Source organism: Pseudomonas sp. GW821-FHT07B01 (assembly GCF_059419065.1).
Map to the genome: position 1 here is coordinate 109,289 of NZ_JBWKRA010000007.1, position 22,470 is coordinate 131,758.

Consider the following 22,470-nt stretch of genomic DNA (forward strand, 5'->3'; position numbering starts at 1 on the left):
GCTGCCCCTTCAAACTCAAGATTTCAATGCTTCGGCAAGTTTCGCGATTTTGCCGCGAATCGAGCCATCGATAACCAGGTCGCCGGCACGGATAACAACACCACCAATAAGCGATGCGTCCTCCGAAGCTTGCAGGCGCACTTCCCGATTGAGTCGTGCACTGAGAACCTTGGCGAGTTTGTCTTGCTGTTCTTGGTTCAATGCGAAAGCACTGGTCACTTCAACGTCTACCGATTTCTCTGCTTCGGCCTTGTACAGGTCGAACAGAGCGGCGATCTCCGGCAATAGCGGGAGACGGTCGTTTTCGGCAATGACGTGGATGAAGTTCTGCACCTTCACATCAAACTTGTCGCCGCACACTTCAATAAAAGTGGCGGCCTTGTCTGCGCTCGTCAGGCGCGGGGCCTTGAGCACGCGCTGCATGGTGTCGTCTTGCGACACTGCTGCAGCCAGGCCGAGCATGGCTGACCAAGAGGCCAGCTGCTGGTGGGCCTGGGCGTGCTCGAAGGCTGCCTTAGCGTAAGGTCGGGCCAACGTGGTCAGTTCTGCCATGATCGCCCTCGCTTAAATTTCAGCAGCCAGTTTGTTAACCAGCTCCGCGTGCGCGTTTTGATCGATTGTGGCACCGAGGATCTTCTCAGCACCGCCAACGGCCAGAGCACCCAGTTGGGCACGCAGCGCGTCTTTGACACCGTTCAGTTCCTGTTCGATCTCGGCATGAGCCGAAGCCTTCACACGGTCAGCTTCGACGCGGGCTTTTTCAACAGCCTCTTCGACGATCTGGTTACCGCGTTTCTTGGCTTGCTCAATGATCTCGGCTGCCTGTGCTTTAGCTTCGCGCAGTTGCTGACCCACTTTCTCGTGGGCCAACTCCAGGTCGCGAGCTGCACGGCTGGCAGCGTCCAAACCATCCGCGATCTTCTTCTGACGTTCGTGCAAAGCCGCGATGACCGGAGGCCACACGAACTTCATGCAAAACACTACAAAAATGAAGAACGCAACGGATTGGCCAATCAGGGTTGCATTAATGTTCACGCCAACACCTCGCTCATTCGTTGTCCATCACCCCAATCACTCGAAAATTCGAGTGATTAGCCAGCGAGTTGACCAACGAAGGGGTTCGCGAAGGTGAAGAACAGTGCGATACCAACGCCGATCATGGTCACGGCGTCGAGCAGGCCGGCGACGATGAACATTTTAACTTGCAGCATTGGGACCATTTCTGGCTGACGCGCTGCGCCTTCCAGGAATTTGCCGCCCAGCAGGCCGAAACCAATGGCAGTACCCAGGGCGCCCAGGCCGATCAACAGTGCAACAGCGATAGCGGTTAGACCAACTACAGTTTCCATCTTTCCTCCCGACTTTTACGTCGTATGGTTTAGGTTTTTTAGATTTTAAAGCGGTAAAACAAATCGTTTCATAGCCCTGTTGGGCCACCTTCCCGTTTGACCGGGAAGGACATCAGACTAGTCGAGACTGGTCTTAATGGTTCTCTTCGTGCGCCATCGACAGGTAGACGATGGTCAGCATCATGAAGATGAAGGCCTGCAGGGTAATGATCAGGATGTGGAACACAGCCCACGCCCACTGCAGAACTACGCCCAGGCCGCTAAGCCAGAGCAGGCCGCTGCCGAACATCACAGCGATCAGAATGAACACCAGCTCGCCGGCATACATGTTGCCGAACAGTCGCAGAGCCAGGGAAATCGGCTTGGCGATCAGGGTGACGAATTCCAGCAGGAAGTTCACCGGGATCAGCAGGGCTTGAACGAAGATGTTCTTGCTGCCGAACGGGTGCAGGGTCAGTTCGCCGATGAAGCCGCCGATGCCCTTGACCTTGATGCTGTAGAAAATGATCAGCGCGAATACCGACAGAGCCATGCCCAGTGTGGCGTTCGGGTCAGTGGTGGATACGGCGCGGAATGGAATGTGCGGGTCGCCGGAGATCGCCATGGCCAACTGAGGAATCCAGTCCACCGGGATCAGGTCGACGGCGTTCATCAGGAACACCCAGACGAAGATGGTCAGTGCCAGCGGTGCAATCACCGGGCTACGGCCATGGAAGCTGTCTTTCACGCTGCCATCGACGAATTCGACCAATACTTCAACGAAGTTCTGCAAAGCACCTGGCTGACCGGAAGTCGCCTTCTTTGCCGCCATGCGGAAAATCAGGACGAAGATCAGACCCAATGCGACCGACCAACCCAGAGTATCCAGGTGGAAAGCCCAGAAACCCATTTCTTTGGCTTCTGCTGCGGTGTGGGCAAAGCCCCAGCCGCCATTAGGAAGCTGACCGAAGGTCAGGTTCTGCAAGTGGTGCTGGATATAGCCCGAAGCGGTTGTTTCTGCCATGGTTGCCTCAAACGCCCTAAGGTTTCGAAAGTCTTGTTTTCATTAGCAGGGGAGCGAACCAGCTGACCAGTTGGGTCAACACGAAGACGCCGAATACAGCCAGCGGCGCCAATGGCTTCACACCTGCAAAGGTCAGTGCAAACAGCACTGCCGTCAAAATCAGTTTCCCTGCTTCGCCGGCATAAAAAGACCGGACGATAGCCTGGGCTGCTCGGGCGCCGGAAAACCGAAAGGCCCTGTGAGCAAAATACATATTGGGCAGCAAGGCTATCAGGCCTCCGCAGAGTCCTGAATACCCGGCTACGACTCCATGCCAATACCAAAGCGCCAATGCGGCGATCAGCAAAATGACAAATTGAGCCAGTAGAACCGGAAAAACAGCCAAGCGATGGAACGGCAACGTGTTTGGCGTGCGGGTTTCCATCACTCTTGCTCCTCAATGGTCGGCTGCCGGAAATCAATAACTTGGCATAATTTGTGCCGACAAAATGCGCGCAGAGTATAGGGGCGGTTCAGCCCCTATTCAACTGTCGGGTAGTGATTTCCGATCACGCGCTACATAAGCAAATGTTTCAGCGGATGTGGGCAAGGACGCCTTGAAGCTCGTCAAGGGAGTTATATCCGATGACCAATTGCCCTTTGCCCTTCTTGCCGTGACGAATTTGCACCGCAGAGCCCAGGCGCTCGGCCAGGCGCTGCTCGAGTCGCGCGATATCCGGATCAGGTTTGGCGGTTTCCACCGGTGCAGGTTTGCCGCTGAGCCATTGGCGCACCAGCGCTTCAGTCTGACGTACGGTCAGGCCTCGTGCGACAACGTGTCGCGCCCCTTCAACCTGTTGATTTTCCGGCAAACCGAGCAACGCACGGGCATGGCCCATTTCCAGGTCGCCGTGGGACAACATGGTCTTGATCACTTCCGGCAGCGCGATCAAACGCAACAAGTTGGACACGGTGACGCGGGACTTGCCCACTGCCTCGGCCACTTGTTGCTGGGTGAGCTGGAATTCCTGCTGCAAACGCTGCAACGCAATCGCTTCTTCGATCGGGTTGAGGTCTTCACGCTGAATATTCTCGATCAGTGCCATGGCGATCGCGGTTTCATCCGGCACGTCGCGCACCATCGCCGGGATAGTCTCCTTGCCGGCCTGCTGGCTGGCACGCCAGCGGCGCTCCCCGGCGATAATCTCAAAGCGGCCACCGCCAATGGGGCGCACCACGATGGGCTGCATCACTCCCTGAGCCTTGATCGAGTTGGACAGTTCTTCCAGGGCCTGGGGGTCCATGTCCCGACGTGGCTGGTATTTGCCGCGCTGGATCAGGTCCAGCGGCAAGTGCTGCAGCTCGCGCTCGTCGGCCTGCACCGCTTGTTCTTCAAGCGATGTGACGGTCGGACCACTCAACAGTGCATCCAGTCCACGTCCGAGACCTCGTTTCTTGACGGCCATGGGGATTCCTTAAGTTGGCTGGGCTGCAGCGGTGCGTGAATTACGGCGTTGGCGGCGAACCATCTCGCCAGCCAATGCCAGGTAGGCGATGGCGCCACGCGAGGATTTGTCGTACGCCAGCGCCGGCATGCCATAGCTTGGCGCTTCGGCCAGACGGATGTTGCGTGGAATCACGGTGTCGTACAGCTGGTCACCGAAGTGTTCCTTGAGCTGCGCCGACACATCGTTCATCAGGCTCAGGCGCGGGTCATACATGGTCCGCAGCAGGCCTTCGACTTTCAGGTTCGGGTTGAGCAACTCGGCGATACGCTTGATGTTATCCACAAGGTCGCTCAAGCCCTCAAGGGCAAAGTACTCGCACTGCATGGGGATAATCACCCCATCGGCAGCAACCAGCGCGTTGAGCGTGAGCATCGAAAGCGACGGCGGGCAGTCGATCAAAATGTAGTCGTAATTTTCACGGATAGGCGCCAGGGCGCTGCGCAGACGGCTTTCTTTCATCTGCATTTCCAGCAGCACCACTTCCGCCGCGGTCAGATCGCGGTTGGCCGGCAGCAGTTGGTAACCGCCGTGCTCGGAATAGTGCATGGCCTGGGCCAGGTCGCATTCGCCAATCAGCAAATCGTAGACCGAGTTTTCCAGGCCGTGTTTATCCACACCGCTACCCATGGTGGCGTTGCCCTGTGGATCGAGATCGATCAGCAGCACCCGACGCTTGGTCGCGACCAGGGATGCTGCGAGGTTGATACAGGTGGTGGTTTTACCCACGCCACCTTTCTGGTTCGCTATCGCGAATACCTTAGCCATTCTTGCTTGTGTTCCCAATCATGCCGTGCGGCGCAGTATCAGCAGATGGCGTTGGCCTTGGCAACCAGGTACGGCCAAGGCGTGTTCGCTATCGAGGTGGAAGTCTGCCGGCAATGCTAACAGCTCGTCGCTTGGATGGACGCCCTTCATTGCCAGCCAGCGCGTGTCGCGATCGCCAAGGTGGCGGGTCCAGTTGCTGAAGTTCTCCATGCTGCTGAACGCCCGGGAAACAATTCCGTTGAAGGGCTGTTCAGGCGTGAAGGCTTCGACGCGGCTGTGGATAACTTGCAGGTTGTCCAGCTTGAGTTCGAGTTTGACCTGGGTCAGGAAGCGGGTTTTCTTGCCGTTGCTGTCCAGGCAGGTCACTTGCGACTCGGGAAACAGAATCGCCAGCGGAATACCGGGCATTCCGCCGCCGCTGCCGACATCCAGCCAGCGACCATTTTCGATGAACGGCATAACACTAAGACTATCGAGCAGATGGCGCGAGACCATTTCGTCCGGATCACGCACTGCGGTCAGGTTGTAAGCCTTGTTCCATTTGATCAACAGGGCCAGGTAGCCCAGCAGTAGCTCATGCTGGGCTTCGGTCAGCGCAACGCCCAACTGGCGCGCTCCTGTGGATAACTCTTCGGCGTGTTGCGAGGTGACCAACGAACTCAAGCGCTTTGCTCCAACTGACGGCCCGCGCCGCGTTTTTTCAAATGAATCATCAACAGCGAGATGGCTGCCGGGGTGACGCCAGGGATACGTGAAGCCTGCCCGAGGGTTTCCGGACGAGTTATCCCCAACTTGCTTTGGATTTCTTTCGACAACCCGGAAATCCCGGTGTAGTCGATATCCACAGGCAGCTTGGTGTCTTCACTGGCGCGCAGGCGAGCAATTTCGTCCTGCTGGCGATCAATGTAACCGGCGTACTTGGTCTTGATCTCCACCTGTTCGGCAACTTGTGGGTCTTCAGCGCCCTGGCCTGTCACTTCGACCAGACCAGCGTAGTCGATTTCCGGACGGGAAAGCAGGTTGAGCAAGTTGTACTCATGGGTCAACGGCGTGCCGAATTTTTCTGCGATGGCGTCGCCCTGCTCCGTACCCGGGCGAACCCAGGTACTTTTCAGACGCTGTTCTTCGAGCGCAATGCTTTCGCGTTTTTTGCAGAAGGCCGCCCAGCGGGCGTCATCGACCAGGCCCAGCTCGCGACCTTTTTCGGTCAAGCGCAGGTCGGCGTTGTCTTCGCGCAGGATCAGACGGTATTCCGCCCGAGATGTGAACATCCGGTACGGTTCCTGGGTACCCAGGGTAATCAGGTCGTCGACCAATACGCCGATGTAGGCTTCATCGCGACGCGGGCACCAGCTGTCTTTGCCCTGTGCACGCAATGCTGCGTTGGTCCCGGCCAGCAAACCTTGGGCCCCGGCTTCTTCATAACCGGTGGTGCCGTTGATTTGGCCGGCGAAGAACAGGCCACCGATCACTTTGGTTTCCAGGCTGTATTTCAGGTCGCGCGGGTCGAAGTAGTCGTACTCGATGGCGTAGCCCGGACGCACGATGTGCGCGTTTTCCATACCGCGAATCGACTGCACGATCTGGATTTGCACATCGAACGGCAGCGAAGTGGAAATTCCGTTGGGGTACAGCTCGTGGGTGGTCAGGCCTTCGGGTTCGATAAAGACCTGGTGGCTTTCCTTGTCGGCAAAGCGGTGGATCTTGTCTTCGATCGACGGGCAATACCGCGGGCCAATGCCTTCGATCACCCCGGAATACATCGGCGAACGATCAAGGTTCGCGGCAATGATTTCGTGGGTACGGGCGTTGGTGTGGGTAATCCAGCAGCTGACCTGTTTCGGGTGCTGTTCTTTGGAACCCATGAACGACATGACCGGGATCGGCGTGTCGCCGGCTTGCTCGGTCATCATCGAGAAATCCACAGAACGCCCATCAATGCGTGGCGGGGTCCCGGTTTTCAAGCGGCCGACGCGCAGCGGTAGTTCACGCAGACGTTTTGCCAGGGCGATCGACGGCGGGTCACCGGCACGGCCACCGGAATAATTTTGCATACCGATGTGGATAAGTCCGCCCAGGAACGTGCCCGTGGTCAGTACGACCGAATCTGCATGAAAACGCAGACCCATTTGCGTAACAACACCGCGTACCTGGTCCTGCTCGACGATCAAGTCATCGGCGGCCTGCTGAAATATCCACAGGTTCGGCTGGTTTTCCAGGGTTTCGCGTACCGCAGCCTTGTACAGGATACGGTCGGCCTGAGCCCGGGTAGCACGTACGGCCGGGCCTTTACGGCTGTTGAGCACGCGAAATTGAATACCACCCTTGTCGGTGGCCATCGCCATTACCCCGCCAAGGGCATCGATTTCCTTGACCAGATGGCTTTTGCCAATCCCGCCAATTGCGGGGTTGCAACTCATGGCACCGAGGGTTTCCACGTTATGCGTCAGCAACAGGGTTTTTACACCCATGCGTGCTGACGCCAGTGCTGCCTCGGTACCGGCATGACCGCCGCCGATGACGATCACTTCAAAACGGGAAGGGAAATCCACCACGCACCTCGTGCCTGCTTATGTAGGTAATCAGGAATTGTTTGTTGAAAGGGTTTTAGAGCTTTGCGGGCAAGTATAGGGACTTAGGGCTTCCTAAAGAACCCTTTGCACAAAATTTAACCAGCTGTGGATGAATCACAGGCAATAGAAATTAAAAGAGAGAAATTTATTAAATCTTTGTTTTTATGTTTATTTATACTGAGCAACATTTCTGTGGATAGATCTCTACAGGCCTTTATTTACAATGTGTACAGAGATTCAAAACGTTGTGATCATCTGCCAATGAGGCCCTTGGATAAGTGCTTTAAGCCTGTGGGTTAAACGACTGGTTATCCACAGATGGGTTTTTACGCAGGTTTCACGCCCTGTTATCAACTGGGCACAGGAGCGGTTATTCACAGGGCTTAATCCACAGAAACGGCCGATTTCGTCCACGGCAAAGCTGGGAATTAATTCCGGGTGGGACGAAAACAGATCTATTGTGGGAAAACACTGGGCCAGTTAATAATAGCGATTATCATTAACCTGCCTTGTCGCGCCTATGCCTCCCTCCTCACATACCGCAGCGGTCCAGCACATCTATGAACAGCACCATTCGTGGTTGCGCGGATGGCTCAAGGGAAAATTGCATAACGCCAGCGATGCAGCCGATGTGGCCCACGACACGTTCGTGCGCATGCTCGGTGGACGACATGCGGCGCAGATCCTCGAACCACGGGACTATCTGGCCACCATCGCCAGGGGCCTGGTGATTGATCGGTATCGCCGGCATGCCATCGAGCAGGCCTACAGGCAGACCCTGGCAGAGCGTCCTGAAGCCACGGCTATCAGTGAGGAAGACAAGGCAATCATCATCGAAACCCTGGTGGCTGTGGATAAAGCGCTGTCTGGGCTGGGTGAGCGTGCACGGCGAATTTTCGTGCTCGCACAGATTGAAGGGCTGACTTATCAACAGATCGCCGATCTACTGCAGGTATCGCTGACCACGGTGAAGAAACACATGATCCGTGCCCTCACCGAGTGCTCCCTGATCATGGCCAGCCGGTAATGGTCAGCCCTGACCGCAAGACGTTCGAGGTCGCTGCCAGTTGGTATGTGCAATTCCAGTCGCAATCACCGACGCCCGCACAACATCAAGCCTGGCAGCAGTGGCTTAATCATGACCCGTCCCACCAGGCGGCTTGGGACCAGATGGAGCAGTTGCAACGCAGCCTCGGTGGCCTGCCCCCGGATCTCACACGCCGCGCGTTATCCACCACGCAACAGCGGCGCCAGGTACTCAAGTGGATGCTGGTGCTTGGCGGCAGTGGCTACCTGGGCTGGAACGTCCAGCAACATACGTCGTTGGGTAACGCATGGGCTGATTACCGCACGTCGGTGGGCCAGAGGCGGCGCATCGAGTTGGCGGATGGCACGCAGATCAATCTCAATACTCATACCGCTATCGATGTGGCCTTTGATGGGCACCAACGTTTGATCCGTCTGCGCGAGGGTGAAGTACTTATCCACACCGGCACACGGGGTGGGCACTTACCGTTTTATGTAGAAACTCACCAAGGCCGCGTCCAGGCGCTGGGCACTCGGTTTACTGTGCGCCAACTGCCGGACGCCACGCGGGTGGGCGTCTTGGAAGAACGGGTTGAGATATCCCCCGGCGACCAACCCGAACTTCGCCGCACTATTGGCGCGGCTGAGAGCGCAGAGTTTGATCGGCGCAATGTGCGCCCTGCCCAGCGATATGGCGGTGTACAGGCCGCCTGGGTCGATGGCCAACTGATCGTGCTCGATGCTCGGCTGGGAGAAGTTATCGATGAGTTGGCGCGCTATCGGCCGGGCGTATTGCACTGCGACCCAGCCTCTGCGGGCCTACGCGTTTCCGGGACCTTCCGTCTGGACTCAACCGATGCCGTCCTCGCTAACCTGCAAGCGAGCCTGCCGATTCAAGTGAAATACTTTACGCGCTATTGGGTGTCGGTCACCCGGATCGGCTAATCGAAAAATAATCCACAGAGGGGTTATCTTTTTTTGACCTGGTGCGGCCCTACAGGTAATCACGACGCTACCTTCAGGGCTTACTCACCTATGCGCCTTCCCACCCCGCTCCGCAAACGACTTTCCTGCCATGGCATGACGTACGGTCTGCAGTTCATCACCGCTACGACCGGTGTGTTGTTATCCACCACCGTCATGGCCGCCAGCGCAACGCAACACTTTGCCATTGCCGCAGGCCCGCTGGACAACGCCTTGAGCCAGTTTGCCGCCAAGGCCAATGTGATTCTGTCCTTCTCGCCACAGCAAACGGCGCGTTTGAATACGCCAGGGCTGCAAGGTGACTATTCGGTGGACCAGGGCTTTGCGCTACTGTTGCAGAACTCGGACCTGCAGGCGGTCGCACAGGCTCCCGGCAGCTATGTATTACAGGCGGCACCTGCTGGCCAATTGACCTTGGCCCCTACCACCGTGAGCGCCTATCAACAGGGCGGCTTCAATCAAGAGATCGCCGGGGATGTAGGCTACAAGGCTCAGAACAGCCGGATCGGCACGAAGACCAGCACACCGCTGTCCGAGACCCCGCGTTCGGTGTCCGTTGTCACTGGCCAGCGTATCAAGGACCAGAAGTCCCAGACCCTGACAGAAGTGCTGGGCTACGTACCGGGAATCTTCGCCCCACCGTTCGCGGCGGGCGACGGCTTGGCAGGCGATCTGTTTTTCATACGCGGTTTCAACGCCACGGATTACGGTTACGGCCTGCTGCGAGATGGCCTGCGAGTTCAAGGCAATCGATACGACACCACCAGCGAACCCTACGGCCTGGAACGGGTCGAGATTTTCCGCGGTCCTTCTTCCCTGCTCTACGGTGAAAACGCACCCGGTGGCTTGGTTAATCTGGTGAGTAAACACCCGACTGCAACCCCGCAAGGCGAGGTGCAGGTGAGTTATGGTTCGAATAATCGACGCCAGTTGGCTGTGGATATCTCGGGCCCGCTCAACGACAGTGACACTGTCCTGGGCCGGGTGGTGATGCTGGGGCGTAAATCCGACACACAGATCGATCACGTCCCGGACGATCGTCTGTATATCGCGCCATCCCTGACCCTGAACTTCGACGACTACAACACCCTGACGCTGCTGGCCAACTACCAGAAAGACCATACCAACCTGGAACTTGGCCTACCCGCCGCCGGTACGCTGCTTACAAATCCCAACGGGAAGCTGTCCAAACACACCCTGCTGGGCAATCCGGACTGGAACACCTTTGAACGCGAAGCGTGGAGCACCGGCTATGAGTTCAGCCACAGCTTCAATGATGACTGGCAGTTCCGTCAGAACTCGCGCTATATGCAGTCACGCATCAACCGACACGAAACCTGGCCTGGATCATTGAATAACGGTGGCTTCGGCACCCGGCTGAACATGAACGCCTATGACCGCTACAACAAGTCGATGGTTTATTCCCTGGATAACCAGCTCGAAGGCAAGTTTCAGGTGGGCGGCCTGGAAAACACAGTGCTATTGGGCGCCAGCTATGACCGAACCTCGTTCAATCAAGACTGGGATGCGGGTTTCGCCGGCACCATCGATGTGTATAACCCAGTGTACCTGCGCGACCCGCTCACTCCCCTGGCAGTGCAAAACACTTTGCTTGAACAGCAGATGAAAGGGGTTTATGCACAGATCCAAAGCAAATACGAGCATTGGCTCTTTCTGCTCGGAGGCCGCCAGGATTGGGTCGACAGCGACTACCGTGACAAGGTCAAGCCATCGAGCAATATCAACTCACAGGATCGTAAATTCACTTACCAGGGCGGGGTGATGTACCAGTTCGACAACGGCCTTACGCCGTATGTCAGCTATTCCACCGCGTTTGTCCCCGTGCAGCAGATCTCCAACGCCGGCTCGCCGTTGAAACCGATCACCAGCAGCCAATACGAAGTGGGCGTTAAGTACGAACCGATCGGCTGGGATACGGCGATGACCGTGTCGGTGTATGACCTGCGCAAGCAGGACGATACCTACCTCGATGCCACCACCAACAGCTATCGCCAAGTCGGTGAAAGTCGCGCCAAGGGCGTGGAAGTCGAGGTCAACAGTAACATCAGCTCCAACTTCAACGTGACGGCAGCCTATACCTACACCGACGCCCGGATAACCAAGGATTCGGCCACTTCGCTGGTAGAAGGCCGTCAGATGACAGGCGTGCCGCGTAACCAGGCTTCGGTGTGGGGCAAATATCGCTTTCTCGACGGCCAACTCAAGGGTTTCTCCGTGGGCGGCGGGGTGCGCTATTTCGACAGTACCTTTTCCTACACCTCGCCTACGCTCTACGGGAAGCTGGACGCAGGTAGCGTCACCTTGGTGGATGCGGCACTGGGTTATCAGATCAACCCACACTGGTCGGTGGACCTGAACGCCAAGAACCTGTTCGACAAGGAATATGTATCCGGTTGCAACGATGCGGGGCGTTGCTATTGGGGCGACAGCCGTACCTTGCTCGGTACGGTGTCTTACAACTGGTAGACGGTGTGGATAACTCGGTTACTTGCCAATGCAAAAGCTGGAGAAAATCCGCCCCAGCAAATCATCCGAGCTGAAAGCGCCGGTGATTTCACCCAACAGCTGCTGCGCCTGACGCAGATCTTCAGCCAGCAGCTCCCCAGCCCCCGCCAAGGTCAGCTGGGCCCGCCCGTGCTCCAGGGCCGCGCTGGCATGACGCAACGCTTCCAGGTGCCTGCGCCGCGCACTGAAGCTACTTTCGGACGTCTGTTCGTAGCCCATGCAGGCTTTAAGGTGCTCGCGCAGCAACTCCAGACCGTCACCTGCCGATTTCGCGCTCAAGCTGATAGTGACGTGGCCATCTTCACTGGTTTCCAGGGCGATGGCTTCACCCGTAAGGTCGGCCTTGTTACGGATCAAGGTGACTTTGGCCGGGTCTGGCCGTTGTTCAAGAAATTCCGGCCACAAGGCAAAAGGATCCACAGCTTCCGGTGCAGTGGCATCCACTACCAGCAACACACGATCGGCTTCGCTGATCGCCTTGAGCGCACGTTCCACGCCGATCTTTTCCACCTGGTCGTCGGTGTCGCGCAGACCAGCGGTGTCGACCACGTGCAGCGGCATACCGTCTATGTGGATATGCTCGCGCAAGATATCCCGGGTAGTGCCGGCGATCTCGGTGACGATGGCCGCCTCGCGCCCTGCCAGAGCATTGAGCAGGCTGGATTTACCGGCATTTGGTCGGCCGGCAATCACCACCGTCATTCCATCGCGCAGCAAGGCGCCCTGCCCGGCTTCGCGCAGCACTGTGGATAACTCAGCGCGGACTTTATCCAGCATCGCCAATACGTGGCCATCCGCCAGGAAGTCGATTTCTTCTTCCGGAAAATCAATCGCGGCTTCGACGTAGATGCGCAGGCTGATCAGTTGCTCGGTCAAGTTATGCACACGCAGGGAAAAAGCCCCCTGCAACGAACGCAATGCGTTACGTGCAGCCTGTGCAGAACTGGCTTCGATCAAATCGGCGATAGCTTCGGCCTGGGCCAGGTCGAGCTTATCGTTCAAGAATGCGCGTTCGCTGAATTCCCCTGGTCTGGCCAGGCGGCAACCCAATTGCAAGCAGCGCTGCAGCAGCATGTCCAACACCACAGGACCACCGTGCCCTTGTAGTTCAAGGACATCTTCACCAGTGAACGAGTTAGGCCCTGGAAAATAGATGGCCAGCCCCTCGTCCAATACGCTGTGGTCGGCATCCAGGAACTGGCCGTAATGGGCATAACGGGGTTTCAGCTCCCGGCCGCTGATGGCCCTGGCTGCCACGCCCGCCAATGGCCCGGAAATTCGAACGATACCGACGCCGCCCCGACCTTGAGCGGTGGCGACAGCAGCGATGGTTTCACGAGGAGCGCTCATCAGCAGGTTCCAGAACAAAAGTGACGGAAAGCAAAACGCCCCACTAGGGGGCGTCTTGAGTGGTTATCCACAGAGTAAATTACGCCTCGGCTTTTTTGGTAGCCGCTTCGATTTTACGCGTGATGTACCACTGTTGAGAGATCGACAACACGTTGTTGACCACCCAGTACAGTACCAAGCCAGCAGGGAACCACAGGAAGAAGAAGGTGAAGATGATTGGCATCATTTTCATTACCTTGGCCTGCATCGGATCCGGCGGGGTTGGGTTCAGACGCTGCTGGATAAACATGGTCGCGCCCATGATGATCGGCAGGATAAAGAACGGGTCTTTGATCGACAGGTCAGTTATCCACAGCATGAACGGCGCCTGGCGCATTTCCACGCTTTCCAGGAGTACCCAGTAAAGCGAGAGGAACACCGGCATCTGTACCAGAATCGGCAAGCATCCACCCAGCGGGTTGATCTTCTCTTTCTTGTACAGCTCCATCATGGCCTGCGACATTTTCTGCCGGTCATCACCATGTTGTTCTTTCAGCGCGGCCAGTTTCGGAGCCACGGCACGCATACGCGCCATCGACTTGTAGCTGGCTGCCGACAGAGGGAAGAAAAGCCCTTTGATCAGCATGGTCAGGAAGATGATCGACCAGCCCCAGTTACCGACGATGCTGTGGATATGTTGCAACAGCCAGAAGATCGGCTGGGCAATGAACCACAGGAAGCCGTAGTCCACAGTCAATTCCAGGCCTGGGGACAACTCTTTCAGTACCGCCTGGCTTTTAGGGCCGGCGTACAGGGTAGCGCTGGTTTCAGCCTTGGCACCTGGAGCGACGGTCAACGCCGGGCCAGTGAAGCCAATGATGTAATTGCCCTGGCTGTCCTTGCGGGTTTGAACCAGGTTCGCGTCACCCTTGTTCGGAATCCAGGCGGTCACGAAATAGTGCTGCAGCCACGCTACCCAGCCACCTTGGACGGTTTCTTTCAGCGTGCCCTTGTCGATATCTTTCATCGACACTTTTTTGTACGGCTCGTTACTTGTCCACAGGGCGGCGCCCAGGTAAGTGGCGGTGCCGGTGGCGGTGCTGGAAGACGGATCGGAGCTGGCGTCACGCTTGAGCTGGGCAAACAGGTTGCCGCTCCAGGCTTTGTCGCTGGTGTTGTCGATCAGGTAAGTGACCTTCAAATCGTACAAACCGCGGGTAAAGCTGAAACGCTTGATGTAGTTGACACCGTCGAGGCTGAATTTCAGGTCGACGTTCAACTGGTTCTGGCCGTCTGCCAGTTGATAAGTCTTTTGTTCGGTCGAATAAACCGGACGACCGGTAGCACGTGCATCCGGACCATTGGTACCAGTCAGGCCGCTTTGTGCCAGATAAGTACGTTCACCGCCGTTATCAAACAGTTGGAACGGCACATCCGGATGGTCTTGGCGACGTGGATACAGCGGCAGCTTCAGCTGTGCGATATCACCACCCTGTGGGTCGATAGCCAACTCGAGCACATCCGTTTTCACGTGGATGAGGTCTTTGTTGGTGACCACTGGCGTTTCTAACGGGGCACTTGTCTCGCCATTCGCGCTGGGTACATCGGCACTCGCGGACGCATTGTTACCCAGCGGGGTGTCCGGAATAGCCGGCGCAGCCTGATTGGTAGCAACATTCTGAGTCGGCAGGGCAGCCTGACCGTAGTCCTGGTTCCATTTAAGGACCATGACATAGGACACGATTGCCAGGGCGACGATCAGGATTGTGCGTTTAATATCCATGATTACTCGGCCATCGAAGAAGAACGGGAGGTAGGGATAGGTGGAACCGGGTCATAACCACCGGGATTCCACGGATGACAGCGACCTAAACGACGAAAGGTCAGCCAGCCACCGCGCAGAAGACCATGATTTTCTATGGCCTCTAACGCGTAGCAGGAACAACTGGGGTAGAAACGACAGTGACTGGCCATCAGAGGACTAATGGCATAGCGATAAAACTGGATCGGAACGATTGCCAGTTTACGCATCAAGGCTGTCTACCCCTACAGTTTCGGTGCTGACTGCTGGTGCTGGCTTGTGGGTACGCGCCAAACGTTTCCAGAGCTTGCCGAAATGCTGAATCAATTCGGGGTTTTCTACATCACCCAAGCCTTTGCGCGCGACGATAACAATATCCCAACCAACCAGAGTGTCCTGGTGGAGGCGAAACGATTCGCGCATCAGACGCTTGAGGCGATTGCGCTCAACGGAGAGCTTTACGCTCTTCTTGCCGATCACCAACCCGAGACGGGGGTGATCAAGATCGTTGTTACGCGCAAGGAGCAGGAGATTTTTCCCCGGAACCTTGCCGGTGGGGGAGTCAAAGACTGCCTTGAAATGCCGGGGGGTTAGCAGACGCTTTTCCCGACTGAAGTCCTGACTCACCACCAGTACCGGATTATCAAACTGCCAGACGCGCACGACCTTTGGCGCGGCGACGCGACAGGACAGCACGGCCGTTCTTGGTAGCCATGCGAGCACGGAAGCCGTGAGTACGGGCGCGTTTGATGGTGCTTGGTTGGAAAGTACGTTTCATGGCGTTGTTACCTGGTTCGTCCACAACGGGCCGGAATGGCCCCCGTTTTAAGAGACCGGCGATTCTAGAGAAAGCAAGCCTCTAGGTCAATTTCCAACCAGCTTTTCCTTTAATTAGATGTCGACGGGGTCCTGACGCCCTTCTCCCCGTTTGGCTTCCATCCGACATGCCATAGATATAAAAATAAAGAAGGAAGTTATTTAAAGCTTTTCTGTAAAGCTTATAAAAGCTAGAGGCTTGATCATCTGTGGATAACTGCCTTTAGCCCTTGTTCCACGTGTTGTACAGAGAATGACAACACGGGGGAGAAGCAGTGCTCTGCCTGTGCTGCGCTATCGGATAAGCTGTGTGTGGAACCGGTAGTTATCCACAGGCTGGTTACCCACAGACTTTCGACCCCACTTGTACAACGAGCTCAGGTGGGTTTATCCACAGAGCTTATGCACAGACCACTGGTCGCATTTTTTGCGGTTAAGGCATTGATTTTGGGTGGCCTGTGAGCAACCTACATGTGGATAAGTGGACGGCTGGCCGCTACAATGGCGGCTGTTTTTGCCTCACCGGCTTTCAACTTAGGGGATATCCGTGTCAGTGGAACTTTGGCAGCAGTGCGTGGAGCTTTTGCGCGATGAGCTGCCTGCCCAGCAATTCAACACCTGGATCCGTCCGCTACAGGTCGAAGCCGAAGGCGACGAGTTGCGTGTCTATGCGCCCAATCGTTTTGTCCTCGACTGGGTCAACGAGAAGTACCTGAGCCGCGTTCTCGAATTGCTCGATGAACATGGCAACGGTCTGGCGCCTGCTCTCTCTTTGTTAATAGGCAGCAAGCGCAGCTCGGCTCCCCGCGCCGCGCCGAATGCGCCATTGGCCGCCGCCGCGTCGCAAGCCCAGGCCGCAGTGGCGCCTGTCGCCGCAGCACCTGCACCGGCAGCTGCGCCATCCAAGCCGTCCTCGCGCAAAAATGCGCCAGAGAATGAGGAGCCGTCCCGCGACAGCTTCGACCCGATGGCCGGTGCCAGCTCCCAACAGGCACCTGTGCGCTCCGAGCAACGTACTGTGCAGGTAGAAGGCGCGCTCAAGCACACCAGTTACCTGAACCGCACGTTTACCTTCGAGAACTTTGTCGAAGGCAAGTCCAACCAACTGGCCCGAGCGGCCGCCTGGCAGGTCGCCGATAATCCCAAGCATGGTTACAACCCGCTCTTCCTTTATGGCGGCGTGGGCTTGGGTAAGACGCACTTGATGCACGCCGTCGGTAACCACCTATTAAAGAAGAACCCGAATGCCAAGGTGGTTTACCTGCATTCGGAGCGCTTCGTGGCCGACATGGTCAAGGCCTTGCAGCTCAACGCCATCAACGAGTTCAAACGTTTCTACCGCTCCGTTGATGCCCTGTTGATCGATGACATTCAGTTCTTCGCCCGCAAGGAACGTTCCCAAGAGGAGTTCTTCCACACCTTCAACGCCCTGCTCGAAGGTGGCCAGCAGGTCATCTTGACCAGTGACCGTTATCCGAAGGAAATCGAAGGCCTGGAAGAACGTCTGAAGTCGCGTTTCGGCTGGGGCCTGACGGTTGCAGTCGAGCCACCGGAGTTGGAAACCCGTGTTGCGATCCTGATGAAGAAGGCCGACCAGGCTAAAGTCGATCTGCCGCACGATGCTGCGTTCTTCATCGCCCAACGCATCCGTTCCAACGTGCGTGAGCTGGAAGGCGCGCTCAAGCGGGTCATCGCCCACTCACACTTCATGGGCCGCGATATCACCATCGAGCTGATTCGCGAGTCCTTGAAAGACTTGTTGGCCTTGCAGGACAAGCTGGTGAGTGTGGATAACATCCAGCGCACCGTGGCCGAGTACTACAAGATCAAGATTTCCGACCTGCTGTCCAAGCGCCGTTCGCGCTCGGTCGCACGTCCACGCCAGGTTGCCATGGCCCTCTCCAAGGAGTTGACCAACCACAGCCTGCCGGAAATCGGTGATGTGTTCGGCGGACGCGACCACACCACGGTCTTGCACGCATGCCGCAAGATCAATGAACTTAAGGAATCCGACGCGGATATTCGCGAGGACTACAAGAACCTGCTGCGTACACTGACTACGTGATGACACCAGCGCAGCTTATTAAGGCAAGGGACTAGACCATGCATTTCACCATTCAACGCGAAGCCCTGTTGAAACCCCTGCAACTGGTCGCAGGCGTCGTCGAGCGCCGACAGACCTTGCCGGTGCTTTCCAACGTATTACTGGTGGTCGAGGGGCAACAGTTGTCCTTGACCGGTACCGACCTGGAAGTCGAACTGGTGGGTCGCGTCCAGCTCGAAGAGCCCGCCGAACCTGGCGAGATCACCGTGCCGGCGCGCAAGCTGATGGATATCTGCAAAAGCCTGCCCAACGATGCGCTGATCGACATCAAGGTGGATGAGCAGAAATTGGTGGTCAAGGCAGGCCGTAGCCGTTTCACCCTGTCGACCTTGCCGGCCAATGACTTTCCAACCGTGGAAGAAGGCCCGGGCTCGCTGACGTGCAGCCTGGAGCAAAGCAAGCTGCGTCGTTTGATCGAGCGCACCAGCTTCGCAATGGCCCAGCAGGACGTGCGTTACTACCTCAACGGTATGCTGCTGGAAGTCTCGGAAGGCATCATCCGTGCTGTAGCCACCGACGGTCACCGCCTGGCGATGTGCTCGATGCGTGCCGATATCGGTCAGCCGGATCGGCACCAGGTGATTGTTCCACGCAAAGGTATCCTTGAACTGGCGCGTTTGCTCACCGAGCCGGACGGCAACGTCAGCATCGTGTTGGGCCAGCACCACATTCGTGCCACCACCGGCGAGTTCACCTTCACCTCCAAGCTGGTCGACGGCAAGTTCCCGGACTACGAGCGTGTGTTGCCTAAAGGTGGCGACAAGCTGGTGGTCGGTGATCGTCAGGCCCTGCGTGAAGCCTTCAGCCGTACTGCGATTCTGTCCAACGAGAAGTACCGTGGTATTCGCCTGCAACTGGCCAACGGCCAACTGAAAATCCAGGCCAACAACCCGGAACAGGAAGAGGCGGAAGAAGAAGTGGGTGTCGACTACAACGGCGCATCGCTGGAAATCGGCTTTAACGTGAGCTACCTGTTGGACGTGCTGGGTGTCATGACCACCGAACAGGTTCGTCTGATCCTGTCGGACTCCAACAGCAGCGCCCTGGTGCAAGAATCTGACAACGACGACTCGGCTTACGTTGTCATGCCGATGCGTCTGTAATCATGCTCAGCAGAAGCTAGATGTCCCTTAGTCGCGTCTCGGTCACCGCGGTGCGCAATCTGCACCCGGTGACCTTCTCCCCTTCCCCCCGCATCAACATCCTCCATGGCGCCAACGGCAGTGGTAAAACCAGCGTGCTGGAAGCCATCCACCTGCTGGGGCTTGCGCGTTCTTTCCGCAGTGCGCGCCTGTTACCCGTGATCCAGTACGAACAATTGGCCTGCACCGTATTTGGCCAAGTGGAACTGGCTGAGGGCGGTCACAGCAGCCTGGGCATATCGCGTGATCGCGGTGGGGAATTTCAGATCCGAATCGACGGGCAAAATGCGCGCAGCGCAGCGCAACTGGCAGAGATCCTGCCGTTGCAACTGATCAACCCCGACAGCTTTCGATTGTTGGAGGGGGCCCCGAAAATTCGTCGGCAGTTTCTCGACTGGGGCGTGTTCCACGTGGAACCACGCTTCATGGCCACTTGGCAGCGCCTGCAGAAGGCCCTGCGGCAGCGGAACTCATGGCTGCGGCATGGTACACTTGACGCCGCTTCGCAAGCAGCCTGGGACCGTGAACTGTGCCTGGCCAGCGACGAAATAGATGAATACCGCCGCGCCTATATCAAAGCCTTGAAACCAGTCTTTGAGCAGACCTTGAGCGAGTTGTTGGACCTCGAGGGGCTGACGCTGAGTTATTACCGGGGTTGGGACAAAGAACGTGAGCTGAGTGCAGTGCTCGCAACGACCTTGCAACGGGATCAGCAAATCGGACACACCCAGGCCGGCCCCCAGCGCGCTGATTTGCGCCTTAGATTAGGTGCACACAATGCTGCGGATATCTTGTCCCGCGGCCAGCAGAAGTTGGTGGTCTGTGCATTGCGTATCGCGCAGGGCCATTTGGTTAGCCAGGCTCGACGCGGTCAGTGTATTTATTTGGTGGATGACTTGCCGTCAGAACTCGACGAGCAGCACCGCCGCTCGCTATGCCGCTTGTTGGAAGACTTACGCTGCCAGGTGTTTATCACCTGTGTAGACCACGAATTATTGAGGGAAGGCTGGCAGACGGAAACGCCAGTCGCTTTGTTCCACGTGGAACAAGGCCGTATCACCCAGACCCACGACCATCGGGAGTGAAGGCATGAGCGAAGAAAACACGTACGACTCGACCAGCATTAAAGTGCTGAAAGGTTTGGATGCCGTACGCAAACGTCCCGGTATGTACATTGGCGACACCGATGATGGTAGCGGTCTGCACCACATGGTGTTCGAGGTGGTCGATAACTCCATCGACGAAGCTCTGGCCGGTCACTGCGACGACATCAGCATTATCATCCACCCGGATGAATCCATCACCGTGCGTGACAACGGTCGTGGCATCCCGGTAGATGTGCACAAAGAAGAAGGCGTTTCGGCGGCAGAGGTCATCATGACCGTGCTCCACGCTGGCGGTAAGTTCGACGACAACTCCTATAAAGTATCCGGCGGTTTGCACGGTGTAGGTGTGTCGGTAGTGAACGCCCTGTCCGAAGAACTGATCCTTACTGTTCGCCGTAGCGGCAAGATTTGGGAGCAGACCTACGTCCATGGCGTACCACAGGAACCGATGAAAATCGTCGGTGACAGTGAAACCACCGGTACCCAGATCCACTTCAAGCCATCGGAAGAAACCTTCAAGAACATCCACTTCAGCTGGGACATCCTGGCCAAGCGGATTCGTGAACTGTCTTTCCTTAACTCCGGTGTCGGCATCGTCCTCAAGGATGAGCGCAGCGGCAAGGAAGAGCTGTTCAAGTACGAAGGTGGTCTTCGTGCGTTCGTTGAATACCTGAACACCAACAAGACCGCGGTCAATCAGGTGTTCCACTTCAACATCCAGCGTGAAGACGGCATCGGCGTGGAAATCGCCCTGCAGTGGAACGACAGCTTCAACGAGAACCTGTTGTGCTTCACCAACAACATTCCACAACGCGATGGCGGTACTCACCTGGTGGGTTTCCGTTCCGCGCTGACGCGTAACCTGAACACCTACATCGAAGCGGAAGGCTTGGCGAAGAAACATAAAGTCGCCACCACCGGTGACGATGCCCGTGAAGGCCTGACGGCGATTATCTCGGTCAAGGTACCGGATCCGAAGTTCAGCTCCCAGACCAAAGACAAGCTGGTGTCTTCCGAAGTGAAGACTGCGGTTGAACAGGAAATGGGCAAGTACTTCTCCGACTTCCTGTTGGAAAACCCGAACGAAGCCAAGCTGGTCGTCGGCAAGATGATCGATGCTGCACGCGCCCGTGAAGCCGCGCGGAAGGCCCGTGAAATGACCCGCCGCAAAGGCGCGCTGGATATCGCCGGCCTGCCAGGCAAATTGGCTGACTGCCAGGAGAAGGACCCTGCCCTCTCCGAACTGTACCTGGTGGAAGGTGACTCTGCTGGCGGTTCCGCCAAGCAGGGTCGTAACCGTCGCACCCAGGCCATCCTGCCGTTGAAGGGTAAGATCCTTAACGTTGAGAAGGCCCGCTTCGACAAGATGATTTCCTCCCAGGAAGTCGGCACCTTGATCACGGCGTTGGGCTGCGGTATTGGCCGCGATGAGTACAACATCGACAAGCTGCGCTACCACAACATCATCATCATGACCGATGCTGACGTCGACGGTTCGCACATCCGCACCCTGCTGCTGACCTTCTTCTTCCGTCAGTTGCCGGAGCTGATCGAGCGTGGCTACATCTACATCGCCCAGCCGCCGTTGTACAAAGTGAAAAAGGGCAAGCAAGAGCAATACATCAAAGACGACGACGCCATGGAAGAGTACATGACGCAGTCGGCCCTGGAAGATGCCAGCCTGCACTTGAATGACGAAGCGCCGGGTATCTCGGGTGAGTCGCTGGAGCGCCTGGTCAATGACTTCCGTATGGTCATGAAGACGCTCAAGCGTTTGTCGCGCCTGTACCCTCAGGAGCTGACCGAGCACTTCATCTACCTGCCAGCCGTGAGCCTGGAGCAGTTGGGCGATCACGTCGCCATGCAAGATTGGCTGGCCCAGTACGAAGTGCGCCTGCGTACTGTGGAGAAGTCTGGCCTGGTATACAAAGCCAGCCTGCGTGAAGACCGTGAGCGTAACGTATGGCTGCCGGAGGTCGAACTGATCTCCCACGGCCTGTCCAACTACGTCACCTTCAACCGCGACTTCTTCGGCAGCAACGACTACAAGACCGTAGTCACCCTCGGCGCTCAACTGAGCACCCTGCTGGACGACGGTGCTTACATTCAGCGTGGCGAACGCAAGAAGCAGGTCAAGGAGTTCAAGGAAGCCTTGGACTGGTTGATGGCGGAAAGCACCAAGCGTCATACCATCCAGCGCTATAAAGGTCTGGGCGAGATGAACCCTGATCAACTGTGGGAAACCACCATGGACCCTGCTCAACGTCGCATGCTGCGCGTGACCATCGAAGACGCCATTGGCGCAGACCAGATCTTCAACACCCTGATGGGTGATGCGGTCGAGCCTCGTCGTGACTTCATTGAGAGCAATGCCTTGGCGGTGTCTAACCTGGATTTCTGATCAGGCACATCAGCTAAAAACAAAAGGCCAACGCTTAGCGTTGGCCTTTTTTATTGGT

The 22,470-nt window shown here is 56.9% G+C and carries 21 protein-coding genes; 7 read left to right on the top strand and 14 right to left on the bottom strand.

Features of this window, described 5'->3' with window-relative positions; translation table 11 throughout:
- Positions 1-15 precede the first annotated feature (15 nt).
- The 9 genes from AC07S6_RS10270 to mnmG all read right to left on the bottom strand — a co-directional run bounded on the left by AC07S6_RS10270 (position 16) and on the right by mnmG (position 7,156).
- Positions 16-552, bottom strand: coding sequence for a F0F1 ATP synthase subunit delta (locus AC07S6_RS10270; RefSeq protein WP_003195833.1), 537 nt, complete (start codon positions 550-552; stop codon positions 16-18).
- A gap of 12 nt (positions 553-564) precedes the next feature.
- On the bottom strand, positions 565-1,035 hold the full coding sequence (locus tag AC07S6_RS10275; RefSeq protein WP_003195835.1) for a F0F1 ATP synthase subunit B: 471 nt from the start codon (positions 1,033-1,035) through the stop codon (positions 565-567).
- 56 nt (positions 1,036-1,091) lie between these two features.
- On the bottom strand, positions 1,092-1,349 hold the full coding sequence (gene atpE, locus AC07S6_RS10280) for a F0F1 ATP synthase subunit C (protein WP_002555987.1): 258 nt from the start codon (positions 1,347-1,349) through the stop codon (positions 1,092-1,094).
- Positions 1,350-1,482: 133 nt separating this feature from the next.
- Entirely contained in the window at positions 1,483-2,352 is an 870-nt protein-coding gene (gene atpB, locus AC07S6_RS10285; protein ID WP_003195886.1) for a F0F1 ATP synthase subunit A, read from the bottom strand.
- Positions 2,353-2,368: 16 nt separating this feature from the next.
- Positions 2,369-2,776 carry a F0F1 ATP synthase subunit I gene (locus tag AC07S6_RS10290; RefSeq protein ID WP_010565865.1) on the bottom strand — a complete coding sequence of 136 codons (408 nt, stop codon included), beginning with the start codon at positions 2,774-2,776 and terminating at the stop codon, positions 2,369-2,371.
- A 148-nt stretch (positions 2,777-2,924) separates the two neighbouring features.
- Positions 2,925-3,797 (bottom strand): ParB/RepB/Spo0J family partition protein, encoded by an 873-nt coding sequence (locus AC07S6_RS10295; RefSeq protein WP_003195890.1) that lies wholly within the window; start codon positions 3,795-3,797, stop codon positions 2,925-2,927.
- Between the two features lie 9 nt (positions 3,798-3,806).
- Entirely contained in the window at positions 3,807-4,604 is a 798-nt protein-coding gene (locus AC07S6_RS10300) for a ParA family protein (protein WP_005792605.1), read from the bottom strand.
- A gap of 18 nt (positions 4,605-4,622) precedes the next feature.
- Positions 4,623-5,267 (bottom strand): 16S rRNA (guanine(527)-N(7))-methyltransferase RsmG, encoded by a 645-nt coding sequence (gene rsmG / locus AC07S6_RS10305; RefSeq protein ID WP_020302581.1) that lies wholly within the window; start codon positions 5,265-5,267, stop codon positions 4,623-4,625.
- Positions 5,264-7,156, bottom strand: a complete 1,893-nt coding sequence (mnmG, locus tag AC07S6_RS10310) for a tRNA uridine-5-carboxymethylaminomethyl(34) synthesis enzyme MnmG (protein ID WP_014720591.1) — start codon at positions 7,154-7,156, stop codon at positions 5,264-5,266. The genes rsmG and mnmG overlap by 4 nt, the downstream gene beginning before the upstream one ends.
- Positions 7,157-7,697: 541 nt before the next feature.
- Here mnmG and AC07S6_RS10315 point away from each other — a divergent pair.
- The 3 genes from AC07S6_RS10315 (at position 7,698) to AC07S6_RS10325 (ending at position 11,674) form a co-directional block, all read left to right on the top strand.
- Positions 7,698-8,204, top strand: a complete 507-nt coding sequence (locus tag AC07S6_RS10315) for a sigma-70 family RNA polymerase sigma factor (RefSeq protein ID WP_490615333.1) — start codon at positions 7,698-7,700, stop codon at positions 8,202-8,204.
- Positions 8,204-9,148: a FecR domain-containing protein gene (locus AC07S6_RS10320; protein WP_495112252.1), complete on the top strand. Its 945-nt coding sequence runs from the start codon at positions 8,204-8,206 to the stop codon at positions 9,146-9,148. The genes AC07S6_RS10315 and AC07S6_RS10320 overlap by 1 nt, the downstream gene beginning before the upstream one ends.
- A gap of 90 nt (positions 9,149-9,238) precedes the next feature.
- A complete protein-coding gene (locus AC07S6_RS10325) occupies positions 9,239-11,674 on the top strand; it encodes a TonB-dependent siderophore receptor (protein WP_495112253.1) in 2,436 nt (811 codons plus the stop codon).
- Between the two features lie 18 nt (positions 11,675-11,692).
- On the opposite strand, the gene mnmE is transcribed toward AC07S6_RS10325, so the two are convergent.
- From mnmE to rpmH, 5 genes are all read right to left on the bottom strand, one after another.
- Positions 11,693-13,063: a tRNA uridine-5-carboxymethylaminomethyl(34) synthesis GTPase MnmE gene (gene mnmE / locus AC07S6_RS10330; RefSeq protein WP_490615336.1), complete on the bottom strand. Its 1,371-nt coding sequence runs from the start codon at positions 13,061-13,063 to the stop codon at positions 11,693-11,695.
- Between the two features lie 79 nt (positions 13,064-13,142).
- The gene (gene yidC / locus AC07S6_RS10335; protein WP_054898311.1) at positions 13,143-14,825 is read right to left on the bottom strand and encodes a membrane protein insertase YidC; all 1,683 of its coding nucleotides are present in this window, start codon (positions 14,823-14,825) and stop codon (positions 13,143-13,145) included.
- A gap of 2 nt (positions 14,826-14,827) precedes the next feature.
- Positions 14,828-15,073: a membrane protein insertion efficiency factor YidD gene (gene yidD / locus AC07S6_RS10340; protein ID WP_019816912.1), complete on the bottom strand. Its 246-nt coding sequence runs from the start codon at positions 15,071-15,073 to the stop codon at positions 14,828-14,830.
- Entirely contained in the window at positions 15,066-15,473 is a 408-nt protein-coding gene (gene rnpA, locus AC07S6_RS10345) for a ribonuclease P protein component (protein ID WP_020302575.1), read from the bottom strand. Before rnpA ends, yidD begins: the two co-directional genes overlap by 8 nt.
- Positions 15,474-15,486: 13 nt before the next feature.
- Positions 15,487-15,621 (bottom strand): 50S ribosomal protein L34, encoded by a 135-nt coding sequence (gene rpmH, locus AC07S6_RS10350; RefSeq protein WP_003213577.1) that lies wholly within the window; start codon positions 15,619-15,621, stop codon positions 15,487-15,489.
- A 585-nt stretch (positions 15,622-16,206) separates the two neighbouring features.
- Between rpmH and dnaA the strand changes: the two genes are divergently transcribed.
- Genes dnaA through gyrB form a run of 4 tightly spaced genes read left to right on the top strand, consistent with a single transcriptional unit; the run spans position 16,207 to position 22,412 of the window.
- Positions 16,207-17,724: a chromosomal replication initiator protein DnaA gene (gene dnaA, locus AC07S6_RS10355; protein ID WP_105225256.1), complete on the top strand. Its 1,518-nt coding sequence runs from the start codon at positions 16,207-16,209 to the stop codon at positions 17,722-17,724.
- Between the two features lie 38 nt (positions 17,725-17,762).
- The gene (gene dnaN, locus AC07S6_RS10360) at positions 17,763-18,866 is read left to right on the top strand and encodes a DNA polymerase III subunit beta (protein ID WP_003187250.1); all 1,104 of its coding nucleotides are present in this window, start codon (positions 17,763-17,765) and stop codon (positions 18,864-18,866) included.
- A 20-nt stretch (positions 18,867-18,886) separates the two neighbouring features.
- Positions 18,887-19,990, top strand: a complete 1,104-nt coding sequence (gene recF / locus AC07S6_RS10365; protein WP_495112254.1) for a DNA replication/repair protein RecF — start codon at positions 18,887-18,889, stop codon at positions 19,988-19,990.
- Between the two features lie 4 nt (positions 19,991-19,994).
- Positions 19,995-22,412 (top strand): DNA topoisomerase (ATP-hydrolyzing) subunit B, encoded by a 2,418-nt coding sequence (gene gyrB / locus AC07S6_RS10370; RefSeq protein ID WP_490615337.1) that lies wholly within the window; start codon positions 19,995-19,997, stop codon positions 22,410-22,412.
- Positions 22,413-22,470: the final 58 nt, after the last annotated feature.

What these genes read in the sequence shown, in the direction of transcription:
- AC07S6_RS10270 (WP_003195833.1), bottom strand. Translation starts at nt 552, where the DNA reads ATGGCAGAACTGACCACGTTGGCCCGACCTTACGCTAAGGCAGCCTTC.
- atpE (WP_002555987.1), bottom strand. Translation starts at nt 1,349, where the DNA reads ATGGAAACTGTAGTTGGTCTAACCGCTATCGCTGTTGCACTGTTGATC.
- atpB (WP_003195886.1), bottom strand. Translation starts at nt 2,352, where the DNA reads ATGGCAGAAACAACCGCTTCGGGCTATATCCAGCACCACTTGCAGAAC.
- AC07S6_RS10290 (WP_010565865.1), bottom strand. Translation starts at nt 2,776, where the DNA reads ATGGAAACCCGCACGCCAAACACGTTGCCGTTCCATCGCTTGGCTGTT.
- AC07S6_RS10295 (WP_003195890.1), bottom strand. Translation starts at nt 3,797, where the DNA reads ATGGCCGTCAAGAAACGAGGTCTCGGACGTGGACTGGATGCACTGTTG.
- AC07S6_RS10300 (WP_005792605.1), bottom strand. Translation starts at nt 4,604, where the DNA reads ATGGCTAAGGTATTCGCGATAGCGAACCAGAAAGGTGGCGTGGGTAAA.
- AC07S6_RS10315 (WP_490615333.1), top strand. Translation starts at nt 7,698, where the DNA reads ATGCCTCCCTCCTCACATACCGCAGCGGTCCAGCACATCTATGAACAG.
- AC07S6_RS10320 (WP_495112252.1), top strand. Translation starts at nt 8,204, where the DNA reads ATGGTCAGCCCTGACCGCAAGACGTTCGAGGTCGCTGCCAGTTGGTAT.
- AC07S6_RS10325 (WP_495112253.1), top strand. Translation starts at nt 9,239, where the DNA reads ATGCGCCTTCCCACCCCGCTCCGCAAACGACTTTCCTGCCATGGCATG.
- mnmE (WP_490615336.1), bottom strand. Translation starts at nt 13,063, where the DNA reads ATGAGCGCTCCTCGTGAAACCATCGCTGCTGTCGCCACCGCTCAAGGT.
- yidC (WP_054898311.1), bottom strand. Translation starts at nt 14,825, where the DNA reads ATGGATATTAAACGCACAATCCTGATCGTCGCCCTGGCAATCGTGTCC.
- yidD (WP_019816912.1), bottom strand. Translation starts at nt 15,073, where the DNA reads ATGCGTAAACTGGCAATCGTTCCGATCCAGTTTTATCGCTATGCCATT.
- rpmH (WP_003213577.1), bottom strand. Translation starts at nt 15,621, where the DNA reads ATGAAACGTACTTTCCAACCAAGCACCATCAAACGCGCCCGTACTCAC.
- dnaN (WP_003187250.1), top strand. Translation starts at nt 17,763, where the DNA reads ATGCATTTCACCATTCAACGCGAAGCCCTGTTGAAACCCCTGCAACTG.
- recF (WP_495112254.1), top strand. Translation starts at nt 18,887, where the DNA reads ATGTCCCTTAGTCGCGTCTCGGTCACCGCGGTGCGCAATCTGCACCCG.
- gyrB (WP_490615337.1), top strand. Translation starts at nt 19,995, where the DNA reads ATGAGCGAAGAAAACACGTACGACTCGACCAGCATTAAAGTGCTGAAA.